This window comes from Pseudomonas extremaustralis (assembly GCF_900102035.1).
Classification (GTDB): Bacteria; Pseudomonadota; Gammaproteobacteria; order Pseudomonadales; family Pseudomonadaceae; genus Aquipseudomonas; species Aquipseudomonas extremaustralis.
On sequence record NZ_LT629689.1, the window covers coordinates 1255611 to 1278412 of the forward strand.

Sequence of the window (22802 nt, forward strand, 5' to 3'; positions counted from 1 at the left end):
CTCCTGTTCAGCGTCGAGGCTCGTCGTTGGTTTCCAGCATTGGCGCGCGGGGTTTGGGCGCCCGCTGCCGGCTGGCGAACACCACCAGGGCCTGGTAGGCCGCCGGCAGGCAGCGGGCGAGCAGGTCGAGGACATACGCGTCGCGGCCGATCAGCACGCGGCGCTTGTTTTTGCGCACGCCCTGCAGGATCACTTTGGCGGCCTGGTCGGCGTCGGTGATGAAGAGTTTTTCGAAGTCGGCCCGAGCCTGTTGTTCGCTGTGGATCAGAAAGCCGGTCATGTTCGCGTCGATGCGGCTGCTGCGGCAGATATCGGTGCGGATGCCGCCGGGGTGCACGCAGGTGGCCGACACGCCGCAGCGTTGCAGGTCCAGTTCCTGGCGCAGGGCCTCGGTGAAGCCGCGCACGGCGAACTTGGTGGCGTTGTAGCCGCTCATGCCGGGTTGGGCGAACAGGCCGAACACGCTGGACGTGTTGATCACGTGGCCTTCGCCGCTGGCCTTGAGGTAGGGCAGGAAAGCCTTGGTGCCGTGGACCACGCCCCAGAAATTGATACCGACGATCCATTCCAGGTCGGCGTAGTCCACGCCTTCGACGGTGCTCGACAACGCCACCCCGGCATTGTTGAACACCAGGTTGACCTGGCCATGTTCAGCCATGCAGCGCGCCGCCCAGTTCTCCATGGCCGGGCGGTCGGCTACATCCACCACGTGGGTGGTGACCAGCACCGGCGACAGGGTCGCGGCCTTGATCAACGCGCGGGTCTGTTCGAGCCCCTGGCTGTTCTTGTCGGACAGTGCCAGGTGGCAACCTTCCCGCGCCAGGGCCAGGGCCAGGGCGCGTCCCATGCCGGACGCCGCTCCGGTGATCGCCGCCACGCGGCCGTTGAATGTTTTCATGACAGGCTGCCTTCTGCGGTGGAGGGAGGCGTGGCTGCCGGGCGGGCTGGCGCATTGATCGGTACCAGCTTGACCAGGTAGTCCTTGAGCGCAAATTGCCGGGTGACCTGCTTGAAGCGCCAGGTCGAGCCGGGCCACAGGGTGGTGTTCTTGCCGGTGCGCGGGTCCAGGTACCAGCTCTGGCAACCGCCGGTGTTCCAGATGGTGCGCTTGAGTTTGTCCTGCAACTGTTGGTTGTAGAGGCTCTCCACGGCGGGTTTGACGTCGACGCTGGCGATGCGATGCCGTTGCATGAGTTTGAGCGCATCGAGGATGTAGGCGACCTGGGCCTCGATCATCAGGATCATCGAGTTATGCCCCAGGCCGGTGTTGGGGCCGATGATCAGAAACAGGTTCGGGTAGCCCGGTACCGTGGTGCCCTTGTAGGCGTGGGCACCGTCGTGCCAGGTGTCCATCAGGTCCACTCCGCCACGGCCGATGATGCAGTCGCGGGGCAGGGGATCGGTGGCCTGGAAGCCGGTGCCGAAGATCAGGCAATCGGCCGGATGCTTGATGCCGTCGGCGGTGATCACCCCGTCGGCGTCGATACGCGCCACGGGCTGGGTGACCACCTCGACATTGCTGCGGGACAGCGCTGGGTAGTAGTCGTTGGAAATCAGAATGCGCTTGCAACCGATGGTGTAGTCCGGCGTCAGGATCTTGCGCAGGGCAGGGCGGCTCACTTGTTTATGCAGGTGACGCCGGGCCATTTTCTGCGCCAGGTTCATCAGCCGCGGGTGCAACGTAAAGCCCAGCACACGGCCTTCCAGCGTCCAGTACAGCGCGCCGCGCATCAACCGCTGAGTGACGGGCAGGTGCTTGAACAGCCAGCGTTCGAGCGGCGAAATCGCGCGGTCGGGCTTGGGCATGATCCATGGCGGGGTGCGCTGGAACAGATCCAGGTGCGCCACCTGCGGCGCGATCTGCGGGACGAATTGAATCGCGCTGGCCCCGGTGCCAATCACCGCCACGCGCTTGCCTTTGAGGGAATAGCCGTGGTCCCACTGCTGGGAATGGAAGCGTTTGCCCTTGAAACTGTCCAGCCCTGGAATAGCCGGCAGCGCCGGGCGCGACAGGCCGCCCATGCCTGACACCAGCACCCGCGCGCTGACCTGGCGGCCATCGCTGAAGCTCAACTGCCAGCGTTGCTGCGGCTCATCGAACACGGCCCGCGTGAGGCCCATGCCGAACCGCAGGTACGGCGTCAGCCCGAAGCGCGCGGCGCAGTGCTCCAGGTATGCGCGGATCTCCGCTTGCGGCGCGAACTGGCGTGTCCAGTCGGGGTTGGGCGCAAACGAAAACGAGTACACGTGGGACTGCACATCGCAGGCGCAACCGGGGTAGTGGTTGTCCCGCCAGGTGCCGCCGAGGGTCTGGGCCTGTTCGGCGATGAAGAAGTCGGTGAACCCGGCTTCCTTGAGCTTGATGGCCATGCACAGGCCGGCAAAACCTGAGCCGATGATGGCGACGTCGATTGAATCACTCTGGGCATTCATAAGCTGACCTGTATGGGCATCGGGCGTGCTCCTGTTTTTGTTGGGTCGTTTAGATAGAACACCATTGCAAAGGAAATTTGAATTACCTATTTTAAAAAATAATTTAAATAATCTACCTGAAAATATCGCCTAGGCTAGTCCCCGGTTTCTCATGTGCGACGTATCCGACGGACGAATACGTTCCCCATGAAGTTTAGGCCCCGGGTTGGACGATGGGCTGAGGCCTCGATCAATCCCGGTCGGGTCGCCAGCGACAGGGAAACAGAGGACCGAGCTATGGCTGTCGAATGGGGTATCGCTGCGGTTGTGTTTGTCGGCGTCAGCGCCGTGCTATGGGGATTGAGTCGCTGGATGACAGGGCGCATTGAAGCCGCTGTTCCGATCAACGGGCGCTTTGTCGAGGTCGACGGCGAGCGCTTTCATTACGTAGAGGAGGGCGAGGGCCCGCCGCTGGTGATGATTCACGGGCTCATGGGCAACAGTCGCAACCTCACCTATGCCTTGTCCGGCCAGTTGCGTGAGCATTTTCGTGTCATCTGCCTCGACCGTCCGGGGTCGGGCTATTCCACCCGTCATCCAGGTACCGCGGCGGACCTGCCAGCCCAGGCGCGGCAAGTCGCCGGGTTCATCCATGCGTTGGGCCTGGATAAACCGCTGGTGCTGGGCCATTCCCTGGGCGGTGCGATTTCTCTCGCGCTCGCCCTCGACCATCCCGATGCGGTGTCCGGCCTGGTACTGGTGGCGCCGCTGACCCATCCCCAACCCACCTTGCCCCTGGTATTCCTGTCGCTGGCGGTGCGGCCGGCGTGGTTGCGACGCTGGGTCTCCCACACCCTGACCGTGCCCATCGGCCTGTTGACGCGCCGCGCAGTGGTCAAGGGCGTGTTCGCACCGGACGCCGCGCCCGACGATTTCGCCACCCGTGGCGGTGGCCTGCTGGGCATGCGCCCCGATAACTTCTACGCCGCCTCCAGCGAGATAGCTCTGGTCAACGATGACCTGCCGGACATGGTCAAGCGCTACCCCCGATTGACCCTGCCCATCGCCTTGATCTATGGCGCGCGGGACAAGGTCCTGGACTTTCGCACACACGGCCAGGCCCTGGCGGACAAGGTGCCGGGGCTGAAGCTGCAGGTGGTGGAAGGGCGCGGTCACATGCTGCCGATTACCGCGACGGCACGGGTGACCGAGGCGGTCCTGCACTTGGCAAAACGCGTGCGGACACCCCAAGCCGCCGCGGTTTTGCACCCGTCCGCTGCCGTGGAGAGCAAATAGTCGTGGCGTTCATTGCCGGTCCGGAGCGGCGAAATGCCTGCCCTAGAGACCTGACCGAAAAGTGGGAAAACAGACTGCCGAGTCACGTTGAAAAGGCGCCGAAAAAGTAGTTGACGACCTAACGGTTCCGCGATATTTATTTAAAAAAATATTTCAATGTTTGTTTTGAAATGATTTTTGAAATGCCTAAGAGCGAATAAAAATGAAAAAAACGTCTTTTATCGCATGGTTGGATTCTCGGAGCGTACGGTGCTCCCTGAACCTGTTTTCCGCCTTCCTGCCCACCCGCCTCACTTGGAGGCTGGCATGAATCAGACCCTGGCAGCCCCCCGTGTCTGGACCGACGGTAAGCGCCACCTGTGGTGGCTGGGCATCCTGCCGTTGGCTACGCCCTTATTGTCTGGCGTCCTGGCCATCACCACCGGCATTCAGCAACTGTGGTGGGTCGGTGTGCTGGTGATCTTCGGCCTCATCCCGCTGATCGACGGCCTGCTCGGTGAAGACGTCAGCAACCCGCCCGAATCCGCCGTCAGCCACCTCGAATCGCAACGCTACTACCGCTGGATCATCTACACCGGCGTGCTGCTGGTGATCGCCTCGTTCGTGATGACCGGTTGGCTCGCCGCCGGCGGCATCGACTGGATCATCGGTGGCGGCCTGCTGCGGGCAGCGGCGAACCTGGAGCCTTCCAGCACGTTGTCCCACGTGGCCAGCTACATCACCGCACGCACCCAGTTGCATGGCGAGCCGGGCTGGTTCACCTACCTGGGCATGGCCATGTCGACGGGCGCCGCCACCGGTATTGCGATCAATACGGCCCATGAACTGGGACACAAGCCCAGTCCGCTGGAAGTGTTCCTGGCCAAAGTCACCCTGGCGCCGACTTTCTACGGGCACTTCTACACCGAACACAACCGTGGGCATCACGTGCGCGTCGCCACCCCGGAAGACCCGGCCAGCTCGCGGCTGGGGGAGAGCTTCTGGGCATTCCTGCCCCGCTCGGTGTGGTTCAGCGCCCGCTCGGCCTGGAACCTGGAGCGCGAACGCTTGCGCAAACTCGGCCTGCCGGCCTGGCACTGGAAGAACGGCGTGCTCAGTGCCTGGCTGTACAGCGTGGTGTTGTGGGGCGCGATGATTGCCTGGCTGGGGGCGGCAGTGATTCCGTTCCTGATCATCCAGGGCATTTACGGCTTCTCGTTGTTGGAAGTAGTGAACTATGTCGAACACTACGGCCTTAAACGCGAGAAGTTGCCCAACGGCCGTTATGAACGCTGTTCGCCCCGCCATTCGTGGAACAGTAACCGTATTGTCACCAATATCTTTCTGTTCCAGTTGCAACGGCACTCAGATCACCATGCCAACCCTACGCGCAGTTATCAGTCGTTGCGGCACTTTGATGAGTCGCCACAACTTCCCTATGGTTATGCGAGCATGATTGTCTGGGCATATGTGCCTTACTTATGGCGCCGCCGCATGGACCATCGTGTATTGAAACACTATGCCGGGAATATCACCCTGACCAATCTTCATCCTTCACAGCGGTTGAAGTATCTGGAGAAGTACAGCGGCACGACGCAGTCGTTCTGATATGAAATAAACGTTGTATGGCGTTCTCGGGATCTGTGTATCACGCAGGTTTTTATCGCCCCGAATTTGCCTGATTAGTTGCAAGTCAGTGGTTTGACCCGAACAAAAATAATTAAAGGGAAGGACGTACACCATGCAATCACCTGCCAAGTTCACCGCCCATATCGTGTTGGCCGCGCTGGGTCTGATCGTTTATCACCAGGCCCAGGCCGCGCGCATCGAGCCAGCGGGCAGTGCCTTTACCGCTCAGGGCCCTATCAGTTTCTCCAAGGGCGCACTGATCAGCGCCGACTGCACCATCAAAGTGGCCGGCAAAGTCGCGGCCGACGGTTCATCGGTGAACGTCGACAAAGTGGAATTCGACGGTGGCCTCAAGTGCAGCCGTGTCGAAGCCATCAACTTGCCTTGGGTCTTAGTTGCCAAGGACACCAAGAGTGGCTCCATGTCGAAGATCAGCGTGGATGTTCACGCCTTCGGCCTGGGCGGCAAGTGCGGGCCTTCTACGGTCGACGGTACTTGGGATAACGCCACCGGAAAGTTGGAAGCGGCGAATGTACCGATTGGCGAAGACTGCAAGATAAAAACCGTGTCGATCAAAATGCCGCCCCATATCAAAGTTGTTGAATAAGCGTCGGATGTTAGTGCGGTAATTGAATTGAGATTTGGCTGGAAAGGGAAGTTCCGCTTGTTTTACCGAGACCTCTCATTCATGGCCATTACCCCTGGCGAATGACTCGCCATTACATGTGAGGAAAAACAATGAAAAGCTTGAAAACTCTCGTGTCGTTATCTGCTTTGGCTGTTTGCATGGGTGCGGCTTCGATGGCTAACGCCTACAGCATCTCTCCGGTGAACACCAGTTTTACAGCGCCAGGTACCATCTCGGTGAAATCGCCGTCGTCCTTCCAGGCCACCGTTAACTGCGGTGCGACATTCACCGGGAATGTCGATGCGACTGGTGTGGCGAAGATCACCGGCGTGTCGGTTACCGGTGGCGGCCTGTGCTCCCTGCCCACTATCACCGGGTTGCCTTGGACGCTGACCGCCACTGGCGCAACGTCCGGTAGCGTCACTAACGTCGGTTACACCATCGCCGGTTCGCTCATTTTTCCTGCCTCCAATTGTGGTCCGTCCACCATTGCTGTGGCCTATAGCGGTGGATTGCTGACGGCCTCCAACCAGCCCCTCAGCGGCAGTTGCACCGTAGTAAGCCTGAGCGTCACCCCAAGCCCTACGTTGACCATCGTGCCTTGACGGCAGGGTGAGAGCGAAGGGTTGATCACCCGCTTGACGACTGGCGCCTGAACCAGGCGCCAGTTCATGAATGCCATGTGCAGTCGCCCATAGCAACGTCTTTGAGTGAGCGAATCAAGCAGCGAGACGAACCGGCAGGATTGGTTCAGAGAAATAACAATAAGGAGTGCCGCATGAATAATAAAAAACAACACGTGCAGGTTTTGCTGGGGCTGGCGCTGATGGGTGGCATGATGGTCACGGCCCCCGTAAAGGCCGGTGGCTTCTCCACACCGACCTACGGTGCACCAGGTTGGGGGAGGGCGTTTGCCGGTGGTTCGCTGTTCAAGAACGATCCAAGTTCAGCCTACAACAACCCGGCTGCCATGGCGTTCATCGACCATAACATTGCGCAGTTCACAATCGATTACGCGCGTATCAAGATGAAATTCAAGGGTAATGCCTATGACTATCAGGGCAACCCCGTCTCCGATATTCCCATTGGCGATGACGGTTTCCCCAATGTCGGCGCGGCAGCGGTGAACAATAATAACGGGGGGCAGGGTGGCTTTACTGCCTGGTTGCCGACCGGATTCATGGTGATGCCGATTGGTGATCGCTTCGCCTTCGGTTTGAGCCAGGTGGTGCCGCAGGGCATGCGTTCAACCTGGGACGAAGATTCCAAATTTCGTGATTTTGCGGTAGACACCAATATCGAAACCGTTGGTCTGACCGGTTCGCTTTCGTTCAAGGTCAATGATCAGTTTTCCATCGGGGGTGGGCTGATCGTCCAGCACAGCAGGGGGTTCGTGAGCCAGAACATTAACTTGTTCGCCTCGGCGTCTCAGTCCACGGCTCCGGAATTGAGTGGTGTTCAGCTACCCCCAGGCGTTGGGACATCACTGATACGGGTCAAGGTCGACAATATTTCGACCGGCTGGTTTACCGGTGTGACTTGGAAACCCACTGACCAGGACACCTTGGGGCTCAATTATCACGCCAAGATCAAGAATAAAATGACGGGCAAGTACAACATTTATGCTGACGCGTACAACACTGCGTTGTTGACTTCCCCAAGTCCGGTAGGGGGAAATGGCACCCTGGTTGAAGTCGCCTATCCCGGCCTGAAACTGTTCCCCAATGGCGCCCATGCCAGCACTCAACTGGATATTCCGGCCACGGCAGGCTTTGACTGGGTCCACCAGTTCAATGACCGATTCACCCTGGGTGCAAGCGTGGCCTGGACTCAATGGTCATCGTTCAAGGACCTGACGCTCAAGTCCAGCGGTACGACGATCGTCTCCATCCCCTACAACTACAAAGACTCCTGGATGTACTCCCTCGGCGGCGATTTCCGCGCCACCGATGAATTGACCCTGCGTGCCGGTGTGGCCATTGACCAGACGCCAACCCGAAATTCGACCCGTGACCCTCGGATTCCGGATGGCGACCGCACCTTCCTGTCATTGGGGGCTGGGTATGATGTGAAAGCGATCAAGGGCTTGAGTTTCGACGTTGCTTACTCTCATCAGTTCGTGCAGGAAGTGAAACTGAAAACCAAGAACGTCGATCGCCTCGGTGCTGCGACCCTCGATGGGAAAGCTGAGTCGTCGGGTGATGTAGTCAGTCTCTCGGCCACCTACGCGTTCTGACGTTCAGAGGATGATGGAGGAGTGCATCAAGCGCATCTTGCTGCCCTCGCCAGTCGTTCATCCTCGATTCAGTTGTGATGGTCTCCTTCGTATCACTTGAGCAGGCTGACTCATTCAGCCGCTTTTTTTACGCCTAGGAGTTAAATAAAAATTTCAAAACAAAATTTAAATATAGCTTTCCAAGTGTGTCGCGTGGCCCTACGCCGCAGTTCTCTAAAACCTGCCCGTGCTGTCGGCCACGCCCTGAATCGAGTAGAGGTATCCCCATGCTTATCTGGTTATTGGTGGGTTTCGCAGCCGCGATAACCCTGGCGTATCGACAAGCGGCCGCCACCTTGTGGTTGGGCGCTGGCCTGATCTGGTTGACAGTGGGTTACCTGTTGAATGGGGTCGCCGGGTTCGGCGCCACGGTCGCGGCGCTGTTGGTGGTGCTGCCGGCGCTGTTGATGACGATCAAACCGCTGCGCCGCACGCTGTTGACCAACAAGGCTCTGAGCCTGTTTCGCACGATCATGCCCGCGATGTCCGACACCGAGCGCGCGGCCATCGAGTCCGGCACCGTGTGGTGGGACGCCGAGTTGTTCAGCGGCAAGCCCGACTGGCAGCGCTTGCTGCAAGCCGCACCGGCGCGGCTGAGCGCCGAGGAGCAGGCGTTCCTCGACAATGAAGTGGAAACCCTGTGCGACATCGCCAACGACTGGGAAACCACCCAAATCTGGCAGGACATGTCGCCCGAGGGCTGGCAGTTCACCAAGGACACCGGGTTTCTCGGCATGATCATTCCCAAGCAATACGGCGGCAAAGGGTTCTCCCACTACGCCCATTCCCAGGTGGTGATGAAGCTGTCGACCCGCTGCTCGGCGGCGGCGATTTCGGTGATGGTCCCCAATTCCCTCGGCCCGGCGGAGTTGCTGCTGCATTACGGCACCGACGCCCAACGTGACTATTACCTGCCACGTCTGGCCCGAGGCGAGGACATTCCGTGCTTCGCCCTGACCAGCCCGTATGCCGGCTCCGATGCCGGCGCGATCCCGGACGTGGGCATCGTCTGCACAGGAATGCACGAAGGCGAGGAGGTGCTGGGCTTTCGCGTGACCTGGGACAAGCGCTATATCACCCTCGGCCCGATCGCCACGGTACTCGGCCTGGCATTTCGCGCCGAAGACCCGGACGGCTTGCTCGGCGCGCCCGGCACGCTGGGCATTACCTGCGCGCTGATTCCCACGTCCCATCCTGGTGTGAACAGCGGTCGGCGTCACTGGCCGCTCAATGCGGTGTTCCAGAACGGCCCGACCACCGGCAAGGATGTGTTCATCCCGCTGGAATGGGTGATTGGCGGCCGCGAACAAGTTGGCAATGGCTGGCGCATGTTGATGGAATGCCTGGCGGCGGGCCGCGCGATTTCCTTGCCGTCGGCCAACGTCGGCCTGGGCAAAGTCGCGGTGCGCGGCACCACCGCCTATGCGGCGATGCGTAAGCAGTTCGGCCTGCCGATCGGCAAGTTCGAAGGCGTGCAGGCCCCGCTGGCGCGCATGGCCGGGCATTTGTATGCCTGCGATGCGGTACGCAAGGTTTCGGTGGCCTCCCTGGATGCGGGGGAGAAACCTTCGGTGATCTCGGCCATCGCCAAATACCACGTCACCGAGCGGGCGCGGATCATCGTCAACGACGGCATGGACATCGTCGCCGGCAAGGGCATTTGCATGGGCCCGAACAACTTCCTCGCCCGCGCCTACCAGCAAAGCCCCATCGCCATCACGGTGGAAGGCGCGAACATCATGACGCGCTGCCTGATCATCTTTGGCCAGGGCCTGATCCGCTGCCATCCCTATGTGTTCCGTGAGATGGAAGCGGCGCGCAATCCGGATCGGCGCAAGGCCCTGGAAGACTTCGACACGGCGATGTTCGGGCATGTGAGCTTTGTATTGGCCAATACCGTGCGTGCCGCAGTGCATTCGCTGACAGGCGCAAGGCTGATTTCGGTACCGGCCAAGACCGAACCGGCGCTGGCGTCCTACTATCGCCAGGCCAATCGGCTGTCGGTGGTGCTCGCACTGATCTCGGACATTTCCATGGGCGTGCTGGGCGGTGCCCTCAAGCGCAAGGAAAGTATCACCGGGCGTTTGGGCGACATTCTCTCGCAGTTGTACATCCTCTCCTGCGTGCTCAAGCGCTTCGAGGACGACGGCCGGCCCCAGGCGGATCTGCCGTTGGTGCACTGGGCGGCCCAGGATGCGTTGCTGCGCGCCCATGAAGCCCTTGCCGAAGTGCTCGATAACTACCCATCGAAAGCGGCGGCGGCGGTGCTGCGGGCTTTGAGTTTTCCGTTCGGCATTGCGATGCACAAACCGTCCGATCGCTTGCTGGCGGAAGTGGCCGAGGCGGTGCAGACCCCCGGCGAAACCCGCGACCGCTTGCTGGCCGATTCCTATATTCCAAGCCCGGAAATCGACAAGTTGGCCTATGGCGAATTGGGCTTGCGCCTGTTGCCGCAGGTGGCGGTGATCGAGGCCCGGCTCAAGCCCGCCACCCAACAAGGCCTGCTCGAGCCGATGCCGATCTCTGCCAGTGCCTTTGGTGCCTGGCGCGTCAAGGCCCGGGCACTGGACTTGATCAGCGACGACGAAGTCGCCTTGCTGGCGCGCTACGTGGAATACGCCGACCACGCCATCCAGGTCGACGACTTCCCGCAGGACTTCGGTTTGCTGGAGGCGTTGCAGCAACGCCAGCAGGCGCTGGAGCGCACGGCCAAGCGCCGCAGCCCCCAAGGCGAAAACGTAACCTGAACCCCTCTCCCTGTAGGAGCGAGCTCGCGCGCGAAAAAACCGAGAGCGCTGCGTAAATCCAGGATGTCCGCGTCATCGTTGACGTTCTTCGCGAGCAAGCTCGCTCCTACAGGTGGTGTGCCATAGGAATAGCCATGAGTGATCGCTACCTTTCGTTCGTCAATTCCGCCTGGGGCCGTCGTCTGGCGCAGGCCATCGGTCTGCCGCAACCGTTGCCGTTGCAGCGCCATCGCAGCGGCCAAGCCGGCCTGGCCAACCCGGTGATCGTCGCCGGGGCAGGGCGCCTGGTCGCGCCGGTGCAGCGGCTCTTCAGCGCCACCGACACGGTCAGCGCCACCCCGGCGACCGTCAAGGCGCCGTCCACGCTCAAGGTGCAGGGCGCGGTGTTCGATGCCAGCGGCATGACCGATCTGCCACAGCTGGACGCGCTGTACGAATTCTTCCACGCCAATGCCAGACGCCTGGCCCAGCATGCCCGCGTGGTGGTACTGGGCACCGCACCGGAACACTGCGCCGGCTTGCCCCAGGCCATCGTCCAGCGCGCTCTCGAAGGCCTGGTGCGTTCCCTGGCCAAGGAGCTGCGCCGGGCGATCACCGTGCAGTTGATCTACGTGGCGCCCGGTGCCGAAGACGCGCTGGACAGCAGCCTGCGTTTCTTCCTGTCACGCCGTTCGGCCTATGTGTCTGGGCAAGTGGTGCGCCTGGAGCCCCCGGTGGACGGGGCCGTTGCGGTTAACTGGGACAAACCCTTCGCCGGCCGCCGCGCACTGGTCACCGGCGCCTCCCGTGGTATCGGCCTGGCCATCGCCCAAGTGCTGGCGCGGGACGGTGCCCATGTGGTGTGCGTGGACGTGCCCCAGGCCGAGGCATCGTTGCAGCAGGCGGCCGCCAGTGTCGGCGGTTCGGCGCTGCCGCTGGATATCACCGCCGTGGACGCCGCCGCACAGTTGCAGGCCCACGTCAGCCAACACGGCGCCTTCGACGTGGTGGTGCACAACGCCGGGATCACCCGCGACAAAACCATCGCCAAGATGAGCGAAACGGCCTGGCGCAGTGTGCTGGCGGTCAACCTCGAAGCGCCGTTGCACCTGAGCACGGCCTTGCTCGACAGCCACGGCTTGAACCCCGGCGGGCGCATCGTTTGTGTGTCGTCGATTTCCGGCATCGCCGGCAACCTCGGGCAAAGCAACTACGCCACCTCCAAGGCCGGGGTGATTGGTCTGGTGCAAGGCCTGGCAGCAAGGGCGGCGGCCCGGCAGGTCACGGTGAATGCGGTGGCGCCAGGGTTTATCGAGACCCAAATGACCGCACACATCCCGCTGATGATTCGCGAAGCGGGGCGGCGCATGAATTCGTTGTCCCAGGGTGGCCAGCCGATCGACGTGGCCGAGACCATCGCGTGGCTGGCGCACCCGGCGTCGGGCGCGGTCAACGGTCAAGTCGTACGGGTGTGCGGGCAAAGCCTGCTGGGAGCCTGAGCCATGGACTACGTGACGCAGATCATCGACCCACCGCCCTCGCGCACACGCCTGCTGCTGGACGGCCTGCGCGCCCTGCGCAAACCTGCGCTCGATGGCGCGCCGGTGTTGCCTCGCCAGCGTCTGGTGCGTTCCGCCGTGGAGCTGTCGACCGCCGGCATCGCCGCCTATGGTCGTGCCTGCGGGTTCCGGCGAGAGCAGGGCGTGCCGCTGTCCTATCCCCACGTGCTGGCGTTCCCGTTGCACCTGATGCTGCTGACCCACCCCAGTTTCCCGTACCCGGCCAGCGGCATGGTGCACCTGGCCAATCGCATCCGGCAGCACCAGCGCCTGCACGAAGGCCAGGCGTTGCGCCTGGAGGTGTATGCCGAGCGCTGGGTCGCCCATGCCAAGGGCCAGGCGCTCAGCATCGCCACCCGCGCTTACAGTGGCGGCGCCCTGGTGTGGGAAAGCGACAGCCTGTACCTGCGCCGTGACGTCCACGACCCGGTCGGCGAACCTTGGGACGATGCGCTGGCATTGCAGGACGAGGACCTGTTGCGCACCCAGCGCTGGGCGCTGCCCGCCGACCTGGGCCGGCGCTTTGCCAGGGTCTCGGGGGATTTCAACCCGATCCACACCTCGGTGCTCGGCGCCCGGCTCTTCGGTTTTCGCCGCGCCATCGCCCATGGCATGTGGACCCTGGGCCGCGCACTGGCCGCCCAACAACCCCCCGGCGGAGTGGACCAGGCCCAGGCCCATTGCGACTTCAAGCTGCCGATTTTACTGCCCGCTCAGGTCGCCCTGTGGAGCCACCCCGTGACCGGCCCGCGCCGCGAGTTCGAAGTGCGCAACCTGGCCGGCGACCAACCTCATATGCGCGGGCTATTTATCTGGAACGAGAGCTTTCAATGAGTGACTACAGTTTCAACCCGGCCCCGACCCGCCGCGTAGCGATCATCGGTGGCAACCGCATTGCGTTTGCCCGTTCCAACACGGCGTACGCCCATGACAGCAACCAGGATCTGCTGGTGGCCGCCCTGCAAGGCCTGATCGACCGCTACAACCTGCACGGCCAGCGCCTGGGGGAGTTTGCCGCGGGCGCGGTGATCAAGCATTCGCGGGATTTCAACCTGGCGCGCGAGTCGCTGCTGTCCACCACGCTGTCCGCGCAAACCCCGGCCTACGACCTGCAACAAGCCTGCGGTACCGGCCTGGAAGCAGCGTTGCTGGTGGCGAATAAAATCGCTCTCGGCCAGATCGAAGTGGGCATTGCCGGCGGTGCCGACACCACCTCCGACGCGCCCATCGGCCTCAACGAATCCCTACGCCACACCTTGCTCGCCGCCAACCGCGCCAAGTCCACGGGCGACAAGCTCAAGGCGCTGCTGAAGGTGCGCCCGTCGATGTTCTTCAAGCCACTGCTGCCGCGCAACGGCGAACCGCGCACCGGCTTGTCCATGGGCGAGCACTGCGAAGAAATGGCCAAGCGCTGGCAAATCAGCCGGCTGGCCCAGGATGAATTGACCCTCACCAGTCACCAGCGTCTGGATGCGGCCTACGCACGCGGTTTCTTCGATGACCTGGTCAGCCCTTATCGCGGCCTGGCCCGTGACAACAACCTGCGCGCTGACACAAGCCTGGTGAAACTCGCCGGTCTGGCGCCAGCCTATGACCGCCAGCACGGCACGCTCACGGCAGGCAACTCCACGCCACTGACCGACGGCGCCTCGGTGGTGCTGCTGGCCAGTGAGGCCTGGGCACAGGAACACGGCTGGCCGGTGCTGGCCTACCTGCGTACCGGCGAAACGGCGGCGGTGAATTTTGTCGACGGCACCGAAGGCTTGCTGATGGCCCCGGCCTACGCCGTGCCGCGCATGCTCAAACGCGAAGGGTTGAGCCTGGCCGACTTCGATTTCTTCGAGATCCACGAAGCCTTCGCCGCCCAGGTGCTGTGCACGCTCAAGGCCTGGGAAGACGCCGATTACTGCCGCGAGCGCCTGGGCCTGGACGCGCCGCTGGGGGCCATCGACCGTGCCAGGATGAACGTCAACGGCGGCTCCCTCGGCAGCGGTCATCCGTTCGCCGCCACCGGTGGCCGGCAATTGGCGACGCTGGCCAAGACCCTCCACGAGAACGGCGGCGGGCGCGGCCTGATCTCCATCTGCGCGGCGGGCGGGCTGGGCATTACCGCCATCGTCGAAAAATAGCGCTGTCAAAAACAACAACAAGGAAACTGCCATGAACGCTATCACCCAGGAACACGCCGAACGGATCTGGTTGGACGCTTACCTGCCCGGCGTCCCCGCGGACATCGATGCCGGTATCGAGGACTACCCCTCGTTGCGCGAGGTGTTCATGGAGCACCTGGAAAAATTCCGCGAGCGAGTCGCCTACGTCAGCATCGGCACCGAAATGAGCTACGCCGAGTGGCGCGCGCAAGGCATTGCCTTTGCCGCCTGGCTGCAGGGCCAGGGCGTGCAGAAAGGCGACCGCGTGGCGCTGATGATGCCCAACTGCTTGCAGTACCCGATCTGTCTGCTGGGCACGATTCTGGCCGGTGCGGTGGTGGTCAATGTCAACCCGCTGTACACCGCCCACGAACTCAAGCATTTGCTCAAGGACAGTGGCGCCGAGACCGTGGTGATCTTCGAGAACTTTGCCCATACCCTGGAAAAAGTCATCGCCGGCAGCCGCGTCAAGCGCGTAGTGGTGGCGGCCATCGGCGACCTGCTCGGGTCCTTCAAGGGCGCTGCAATGAACTTCATCCTGCGCCGTGTGCAAAAGCAGGTGCCCCGGTTCAACCTGCCAGGGGCGCTGCGCTTCAATCAGGTGGTGAAGCAAGGCCGCGCCCTGAATCCCTTGGCGGTGGACATGCACCTGGACGACCTGGCCTTCCTGTAATACACCGGCGGCACCACCGGCGATGCCAAGGGCGTGATGCTCAGCCACCGCAACATCATCGCCAACCTGCTGCAAGCCAAGGCCTGGGTTGGCGACCAGTTGGACCAGAACCAGCAGGAAACCAACGTCACCTTGCTGCCGCTGTACCACATCTTTTCCCTGACGGTGAACTGTCTGATGTTCATGTGCCTGGGCGGGCGCAATATCCTCATCGCCAACCCACGGGACGTGAAACGCGTGCAGATGATCCTGCGCAAGGAACGCTTCAACGGCATTGCCGGGGTCAATACGCTGTTCAACGGTTTGCTGGAGAACAAAGAGTTCTGTGCGCGGGACTTCTCCGACCTGCGCATGGTCATCGCCGGTGGCATGGCCACCCACACCGCGGTGGCCAAGCGCTGGAAGGACGTCACCGGGCTGCCGATCATCGAAGGCTATGGCCTGACCGAATGCTCGCCGGTGGTGAGCATCAGCCCGATCGATATTGCGCGCATGCGCGAGATGGAATTCACCGGCAGCATCGGCGTGCCGTTGCCGTCGACCTGGGTGCGCTTCATGCGCGAAGACGGCCAGTTGGCCGATATTGGCGAGCAGGGCGAACTGCAAGTGCGCGGTCCCCAAGTGATGCAGGGCTACTGGAAACGCCCGGTGGAGACCGCCGAAGTGCTGGATGCCCAGGGCTGGCTGTCGACTGGCGATATTGGCGTGATGGACGCGCGCGGCTATATCCGCCTGGTGGACCGCAAGAAGGACCTGATCCTGGTCTCGGGTTTCAACGTGTACCCCAATGAAATCGAAGACGTGGTGGCGTTGCACCCTGGCGTGGCGGAGGTGGCGGCCATTGGCGTGCCGGACGGTGTGACCGGCGAGAAGGTCAAGATTGTGGTGGTGCGCAAGGACCCGGACTTGACCCAGGAACAGCTCCTCGCCCACTGCCGCGAATACCTGACGGGGTACAAAGTGCCCAGGTACGTGGAGTTTCGCAGCACCGAACTGCCCAAGACCACAGTGGGCAAGGTCCTGCGCCGGGCACTGCGCTGACACTGTAGGAGCGAGCTCGCTCGCGAAAAACCCGAGAGCGCCGCGTTTATTCAGAAGGCCCGCGTTATTGTTGAGGCGCTTCGCGAGCAAGCTCGCTCCTATGTATGGACTCGCCCCCACATTCAACCCGCTTTTCAAACATTGTTACCCGGTTGCATCTATGTATCAGGCCTATTCGAGGAAGCCCAAGCAGCTTCTGGCCAACATTGGATCAGCTCGCGATATGCCCATTACAGTTAGGCCTCAAGGGCCGGTAGGAGCGCAGGCATCAGTTCGCGACGGTCTGACCAGGGGTCAATGTTCTTTAGCATGGGTTGGAGCGGCTTAACGCCCCGGTGGCAGAACGCTGTAGATCAGTGACTCATCGTAGCCTCCTGGCTATTGCCTGGTTGGCGACGATAAGTCTGGTCATTTTGAAGGAGCCGCCAGAGGATGCGCAGGTTGCGGTTGGCCAAACGCACCGCCGCCTCCTTGCGTCCCAGGCGGGATATCCAGCGCTGTAGACGCTGGTCGTCCGGCTGCTCTGAATCCGGTCGTACCTGTCTTAGAACTGCGTGGGCACCTTGGATCGCCAAGCTGCGCAAGTAAGCATCACCCTGTTTGCTCATCTTGCCCAACCGGATCTTCTCGCCACTACTGTGTTGGCTGGGTACCAACCCGAAGTAGGCGGCGAACTGTCGAGCATTGGCGAAGCGTTCAGGCTCGGTTTGCTTGGCCGGTAGCGCTGTGGCAATGATCGGCCCCACTCCGCGTACCGTCATCAGCCGCTTGGCGGTCTCGTTCTGCTTGGCCGCTGTTTCGAGCCGACCAGTCAACACGTTCACGCGTTCGCCCAATTGATCCCATTCTCCTAGCAGCTCGGCGATCAGTTCACGCAGCAAATCGGGTAATGGCTGAGTAGCATCTTCCAGTATTCGAGGGACACGTTGGCTGATGGCTGTTTCGCCCTGCGCCATAGAGACCCCTTGCTCCAGCAACAAGCCACGCATCTGATTACCGACCGCCGTACGTCGCCGAATGTACCCCTGCCGGGCCCGGTGCAGTGCTTGCATCGCCATCGCCGCTGCGCTCTTGACCGGTACCGCTGATATCGTGCAATCGCGGCCTGCACGCAGGATCGCCAATGCATCATTGCGATCGTTTTTCGGGCCGCTGCGATGATTGGCAACATGCTGAGCGGGCAGGATGCACACGGGATTGCCCTGCGCTTGCAGCAACCGCGCCCATGCTTGAGCGCCTGGCCCGGTTTCCACCAGCACCGTCACGCTTGCTGGAAGCTTCTGAAGAAAGGCCTGGAAGGCTTCACGTGACTTGATCCGATCCTCGAATATCACCTGTCCGAGCGCATCCTCACCGGCCACCTGAAAGACCTTTTTGGCAAGATCTACCGCAACGTTCATGCAGGTAGATACATCGGCTGACAAAGACTGGTTGATCGTCGTATGCTTTTTCATGGTCTCGCCCTCGCTGTCGTTGGCTTTCTATAAGAATGCCACCGTGGCGCACAGACGCCTCGGCTTGGGCGAGTCCATTCAATTACAAGGAGGGATTGGTGTCAGAGGTCTTGTGGCTTGACCCAGCGTTCTTCTCGGGCGGCTAGGCGGATCGCCGTCGCTAGCTGCTCCACTTCCCACGCCGCTTCAAAATCGCTGCCGTCCGCGCCCTGGCCGGCCACGGCCATGATCAACTCCTGCACTTCCAGCGTCTTCAATTCGTTGTAGCCCAACTGATGCCCCGCTGCCGGGCTGAACGCCGCGTAGCCGGGCAGGGCGGGGCCGGCCAACAGGCGTTGGAAACCGTCCTGGCCGGCGCGGCACAGGCGCAGTTCGTTCAAGCGTTCCTGATCGAACGCCAGGGTGCCCTGGGTGCCGCTGATCACGAAACTCAGGTGGTTCTTGTAGCCGTGCTTGAGCCAACTGCTGCTCACCGTGCCGCGCGCGCCGTTGGCGAACCGCAACAGGGCGTGCACCTGGTCGTCCACCGCGATGGCGGTGCGCTCGGCGCTGCCTTGGCTTACAGGGCGCTGGGCATGCACGGTCTGGGTATCGGCGCACACGCTGAGTACATCGCCCATCAGGTGACGGGCCATCGACAGCAAGTGGCTGCCCAGGTCCGCCAGGGCACCGCCGGCATGGTTCACCTCGCAGCGCCACGACCACGGCGACGCGGGGTCGGCCATGAAATCTTCGCTGAACTCGCCCTGGAAGCTGATCAGCTCGCCCAGTTCGCCCCCGGCGATCAATTGCCGCGCCAGGCCGATCATCGGGTTGTGCTGATAGTTGTAGCCGACCCGCGTGACCACGCCGGCCGCAGCGGCGGCGCGGCGCATGGTGTCGGCCTGTTCGAGGCTGACCGCCAGGGGTTTTTCGCAATACACCGCCTTGCCCGCCGCGATTGCGGCCATGGCCATGGGGTAGTGCAAATGGTTCGGAGTGGTAATGGCCACGACATCCACCGTGGGGTCGTTGATCAGCGCCTGCCAGTCGCCATGGGCCTGGGCGAACCCCCAGGCAGTCGCGCAACGCCTGGCGCGTTCGGTGTCGGCATCGGCCAGGGCGGCCAGCTTGAGGGTGAAGGGCAGTTCGAATACCGCGCGGGCGTTGTTAAACGCCAGTGCATGGGCGCGGCCCATGAAGCCTGTGCCGATCAAGCCGATTCCGAGTTCACGCATTGCCGTGGTCCTTTGGATTATTGTTTTCAGGACGTCCATTAATGGAATAAAAATTCCCATAACTCAATAGGTGGAATAAAAATTCATTAAGGCCTGCGCAATCAGCCTGGCGAATACAGCTATATTCAGCCCATGGTCAAAAGCCGCCAGTTAACAAAAGATAACGTAGCGCCGATTGTCAGACGATTCGAAAGCCCGATAGGATGGCCCCTGCTTCCTCCAGGCGCTCTAGATTGCAGGTTTCAGAGCCCAGGAAGGCAAGACGACCTAACAATAATAAATGGGGAGAAAGGTCTATGAGTGAGCCTGTCATGGGTTGGGTTGTTTGCCGCCCACGCGCCGCACGCAGGGTTGCGTTGCTGGCCGCAGCGCTCTCGCTGTTGGCAGGTGTCGCGTTGTCGACTCCCGTGCTGGCAGCCAGCGATACCGCCGCGCAGCCGGTGTTTGCAATTGAGTCCCCCAAGGCCGCCAAAGGCCTGATGATCGATGTGGTCCACGCCGGCGCTCGCCTGGTGGCGGTCGGTGATCGCGGGCATATCCTCTATTCCGATGACCAGGGCCGCACCTGGACCCAAGCCAAAGTCCCCACCCGCCAGTTGCTCACGGCGGTGTTCTTCGTCGATGACAAACACGGCTGGGCCGTGGGCCACGACGCGCAAATCCTCGCCAGCACCGATGGCGGCGCGACCTGGACCCAGCAATACCAGGACCTCAAGCGCGAAGCGCCGTTGCTCGATGTGTGGTTCAACGATGCCAATCACGGCCTGGCCGTCGGCGCCTATGGTGCGTTGATCGAAACCACCGACGGCGGCATCACCTGGGAAGACGTCAGCGACCGCCTCGACAACGAAGACCAGTTCCACCTCAACGCCATCGCCCACATCAAGGATGCCGGCCTGTTCATCGTCGGTGAGCAGGGCAGCATGTTCCGCTCCAGCGACGACGGCCAGACCTGGGAAAAACTCCAGGGCCCCTACGAGGGTTCGCTGTTCGGTGTCATCAGCACCGCCCAGCCGCAGACCCTGCTCGCCTATGGCCTGCGCGGCAATCTTTACCGCTCCACGGATTTCGGCACTACCTGGGAGCAGGTTGAACTGAAGGCCGCCCGTGGCGCCCTGGAGTTCGGCCTGTCGGGCGCGACCTTGCTCGATGACGGTTCGCTGGTGGTGGTCGGCAACGGCGGCAGCGTGGTGGTCAGCCACGACGACGGCCAGACCTTCAGCGTGTTCAATCGCCCGGACCGCATTTCACTCTCGGCGGTGACCGCGGCGGGCAACGGCAACTTGATTCTGGTCGGGCAGGGTGGTGTTCGTGTTGCCACGCCAACCGGCGCCGAACCGACAAAACAATAAGAAGGCGGGGAAAGAATGAGCAGTCATCACAACGATAAAGCGACCCTTCTTGAGCGCCTGATCTTCAACAACCGCCCGGCAGTGATCGTGATCTGCCTGCTGGTGAGTATTTTCCTGTTCTGGCAGGCGACGTTGATTCGCCCGTCCACCAGCTTCGAAAAGATGATCCCCCTCAAGCACCCCTTCATCGAAAAGATGCTGGAGCACCGCAACGACCTGGCCAACCTGGGCAACACCGTGCGCATCTCGGTGGAGGCCAAGGACGGTGACATCTTCACCAAGGAGTACATGGAGACCCTGCGCCAGATCAACGACGAGGTGTTCTACATTTCCGGCGTCGATCGCTCGGGCCTCAAGTCGCTGTGGAGCCCCAGCGTGCGCTGGACCGAAGTGACCGAAGAAGGCTTTGCCGGCGGTGAAGTGATCCCCCAGAGCTATAACGGTTCCCAGGAAAGTCTCGATCAGTTGCGCAACAACGTGCTCAAGTCTGGCCAGGTCGGGCGCCTGGTGGCCAACGACTTCAAGTCGAGCATCGTCGACATCCCGCTGCTGGAGTCCTACCCGGACCCGCAGGACCAGGGCAAGTTGCTGGCCCTGGACTACCGCAAGTTCTCCCATGAACTCGAAGACAAGATCCGCGACAAGTTCGAGGCGCAGAACCCCAACGTCAAGATCCACATCGTCGGTTTCGCCAAGAAGGTCGGCGACCTGATCGATGGCCTGGTGATGGTCGTGCTGTTCTTCGGCATTGCCTTCGTCATCACCCTGGTGCTGTTGCTGTGGTTCACCAACTGCCTGCGCAGCACCGTCGCGGTGTTGAGCACGACGCTGGTGGCGGTGGTCTGGCAACTGGGCCTGATGCACTTCTTCGGCTTCGGCCTCGACCCCTATTCGATGCTGGTGCCGTTCCTGATCTTCGCCATCGGGATCTCCCACGGCGTGCAGAAGATCAACGGTATCGCCCTGCAATCGAGCGACGCGGACAACGCATTGACCGCCGCCCGGCGTACCTTCCGGCAACTGTTCCTGCCGGGGATGATCGCGATCCTGGCGGATGCGGTGGGGTTCATCACGCTGCTGATCATCGACATCGGCGTGATCCGCGAACTGGCCATCGGCGCCTCCATCGGCGTGGCGGTGATCGTGTTCACCAACCTGATCCTGCTGCCGGTGGCGATTTCCTATGCCGGCATCAGCAAGCGCGCCATCGCCCGGAGCAAGAAGGACGCGCACCGCGAACACCCGTTCTGGCGCCTGCTGTCCAGATTCGCCAGCCCCAAAGTCGCGCCGGTGTCGGTCCTGCTCGCGCTGGTCGCCTTCGGTGGCGGCCTCTGGTACAGCCAGCACCTGAAGATCGGCGATCTCGATCAAGGCGCGCCGGAACTGCGTCCGGACTCGCGCTACAACAAGGACAACAACTTCATCATCAGCAACTACTCCACCAGCTCCGATGTGCTGGTGGTGATGGTCAAGACCAAGGCCGAAGGCTGTTCGCGCTACGAGGCCATGGCGCCCATCGACCAGTTGATGTGGAAAATGCAGAACACCGAGGGCGTGCAGTCGGCGATCTCGCTGGTGACCGTATCCAAGCAGATGATCAAGGGCATGAACGAGGGCAACCTGAAATGGGAAACCCTGTCGCGCAACCCCGATGTACTGAACAACTCCATCGCCCGCGCCGATGGCCTGTACAACAACAATTGCTCCCTCGCGCCGGTGCTGGTGTTCCTCAACGACCACAAGGCCGAAACCCTCGACCGCGCTGTGCATGCGGTGCAGGAGTTCGCCAAGGAAAACAACAAGGACGGCCTGGAGTTCATCCTTGCCGCCGGTAACGCCGGGATCGAGGCGGCCACCAACGAGGTGATCAAGGAATCGGAACTGACCATCCTGATCCTGGTGTACCTGTGCGTGGCCACCATGTGCATGATCACCTTCCGTTCCTGGGCGGCGACCCTGTGCATCGTGCTGCCGCTGGTGCTGACCTCGGTGCTGGGTAACGCGCTGATGGCGTTCATAGGCATCGGCGTCAAGGTCGCGACCCTGCCGGTGGTGGCGTTGGGCGTGGGGATCGGCGTGGACTACGGCATCTACATCTACAGCCGCCTGGAAAGTTTCCTGCGTGCGGGCCTGCCGTTGCAGGAAGCCTATTACCAGACGCTCAAGTCCACCGGCAAGGCCGTGCTGTTCACCGGTTTGTGCCTGGCCATCGGCGTGTGCACCTGGATCTTCTCGGCCATCAAGTTCCAGGCCGACATGGGCCTGATGCTGACCTTCATGCTGTTGTGGAACATGTTCGGTGCGCTATGGCTGCTGCCGGCACTGGCGCGCTTCCTGATCAAACCGGAGAAGCTGGCGGGGCAGAAGGGCAATTCGCTGTTCGCCCACTGACCGCCGCCAGCCCCCTGGCG

The 22802-nt window shown here is 61.9% G+C and carries 15 protein-coding genes and 1 pseudogene; 12 read left to right on the top strand and 4 right to left on the bottom strand.

The annotated features are described in order from the left end of the window. Positions 1-7 precede the first annotated feature (7 nt). Both BLR63_RS06220 and BLR63_RS06225 read right to left on the bottom strand, forming a co-directional pair. Complete coding sequence (locus tag BLR63_RS06220) at positions 8-898, bottom strand: SDR family NAD(P)-dependent oxidoreductase (RefSeq protein ID WP_010564689.1); 891 nt, start codon at positions 896-898, stop codon at positions 8-10. Then, positions 895-2433 (bottom strand): flavin-containing monooxygenase, encoded by a 1539-nt coding sequence (locus BLR63_RS06225; RefSeq protein WP_010564690.1) that lies wholly within the window; start codon positions 2431-2433, stop codon positions 895-897. Before BLR63_RS06225 ends, BLR63_RS06220 begins: the two co-directional genes overlap by 4 nt. A gap of 276 nt (positions 2434-2709) precedes the next feature. On the opposite strand from BLR63_RS06225, the gene BLR63_RS06230 reads away from it, so the two are divergent. From BLR63_RS06230 to BLR63_RS06275, 10 genes and pseudogenes are all read left to right on the top strand, one after another. Continuing rightward, positions 2710-3708: an alpha/beta fold hydrolase gene (locus tag BLR63_RS06230; protein ID WP_010564691.1), complete on the top strand. Its 999-nt coding sequence runs from the start codon at positions 2710-2712 to the stop codon at positions 3706-3708. 306 nt (positions 3709-4014) lie between these two features. Further along, the gene (locus tag BLR63_RS06235; protein WP_010564692.1) at positions 4015-5295 is read left to right on the top strand and encodes an alkane 1-monooxygenase; all 1281 of its coding nucleotides are present in this window, start codon (positions 4015-4017) and stop codon (positions 5293-5295) included. 133 nt (positions 5296-5428) lie between these two features. After that, complete coding sequence (gene praA, locus BLR63_RS06240; RefSeq protein ID WP_010564693.1) at positions 5429-5923, top strand: alkane oxidation protein activator PraA; 495 nt, start codon at positions 5429-5431, stop codon at positions 5921-5923. A 131-nt stretch (positions 5924-6054) separates the two neighbouring features. Beyond that, the gene (gene praB, locus BLR63_RS06245; protein WP_081480358.1) at positions 6055-6549 is read left to right on the top strand and encodes an alkane oxidation protein activator PraB; all 495 of its coding nucleotides are present in this window, start codon (positions 6055-6057) and stop codon (positions 6547-6549) included. A 173-nt stretch (positions 6550-6722) separates the two neighbouring features. After that, positions 6723-8180 (top strand): outer membrane protein transport protein, encoded by a 1458-nt coding sequence (locus tag BLR63_RS06250; RefSeq protein WP_010564695.1) that lies wholly within the window; start codon positions 6723-6725, stop codon positions 8178-8180. Positions 8181-8446: 266 nt separating this feature from the next. Then, positions 8447-10966, top strand: a complete 2520-nt coding sequence (locus BLR63_RS06255; protein ID WP_010564696.1) for an acyl-CoA dehydrogenase — start codon at positions 8447-8449, stop codon at positions 10964-10966. 134 nt (positions 10967-11100) lie between these two features. Further along, a complete protein-coding gene (locus BLR63_RS06260) occupies positions 11101-12444 on the top strand; it encodes a 3-oxoacyl-ACP reductase (protein WP_010564697.1) in 1344 nt (447 codons plus the stop codon). A 3-nt stretch (positions 12445-12447) separates the two neighbouring features. Next, complete coding sequence (locus tag BLR63_RS06265) at positions 12448-13338, top strand: MaoC/PaaZ C-terminal domain-containing protein (RefSeq protein WP_010564698.1); 891 nt, start codon at positions 12448-12450, stop codon at positions 13336-13338. Next, on the top strand, positions 13335-14633 hold the full coding sequence (locus BLR63_RS06270) for an acetyl-CoA C-acetyltransferase (protein ID WP_010564699.1): 1299 nt from the start codon (positions 13335-13337) through the stop codon (positions 14631-14633). Before BLR63_RS06265 ends, BLR63_RS06270 begins: the two co-directional genes overlap by 4 nt. Before the next feature lie 31 nt (positions 14634-14664). Then, a pseudogene (locus BLR63_RS06275) lies at positions 14665-16368 on the top strand (AMP-binding protein). Positions 16369-16721: 353 nt separating this feature from the next. Here BLR63_RS06275 and BLR63_RS06280 read toward each other — a convergent pair. Next, the gene (locus BLR63_RS06280) at positions 16722-17822 is read right to left on the bottom strand and encodes an IS110 family RNA-guided transposase (protein ID WP_408003385.1); all 1101 of its coding nucleotides are present in this window, start codon (positions 17820-17822) and stop codon (positions 16722-16724) included. 101 nt (positions 17823-17923) lie between these two features. Then, a complete protein-coding gene (locus BLR63_RS06285; protein ID WP_010565530.1) occupies positions 17924-19039 on the bottom strand; it encodes a Gfo/Idh/MocA family protein in 1116 nt (371 codons plus the stop codon). A 311-nt stretch (positions 19040-19350) separates the two neighbouring features. Between BLR63_RS06285 and BLR63_RS06290 the strand changes: the two genes are divergently transcribed. Together BLR63_RS06290 and BLR63_RS06295 are read left to right on the top strand one after the other, a co-directional pair. Further along, a complete protein-coding gene (locus BLR63_RS06290) occupies positions 19351-20391 on the top strand; it encodes a WD40/YVTN/BNR-like repeat-containing protein (RefSeq protein ID WP_193384742.1) in 1041 nt (346 codons plus the stop codon). A 15-nt stretch (positions 20392-20406) separates the two neighbouring features. Next, positions 20407-22782, top strand: a complete 2376-nt coding sequence (locus BLR63_RS06295) for an efflux RND transporter permease subunit (RefSeq protein ID WP_010565528.1) — start codon at positions 20407-20409, stop codon at positions 22780-22782. Positions 22783-22802: the final 20 nt, after the last annotated feature.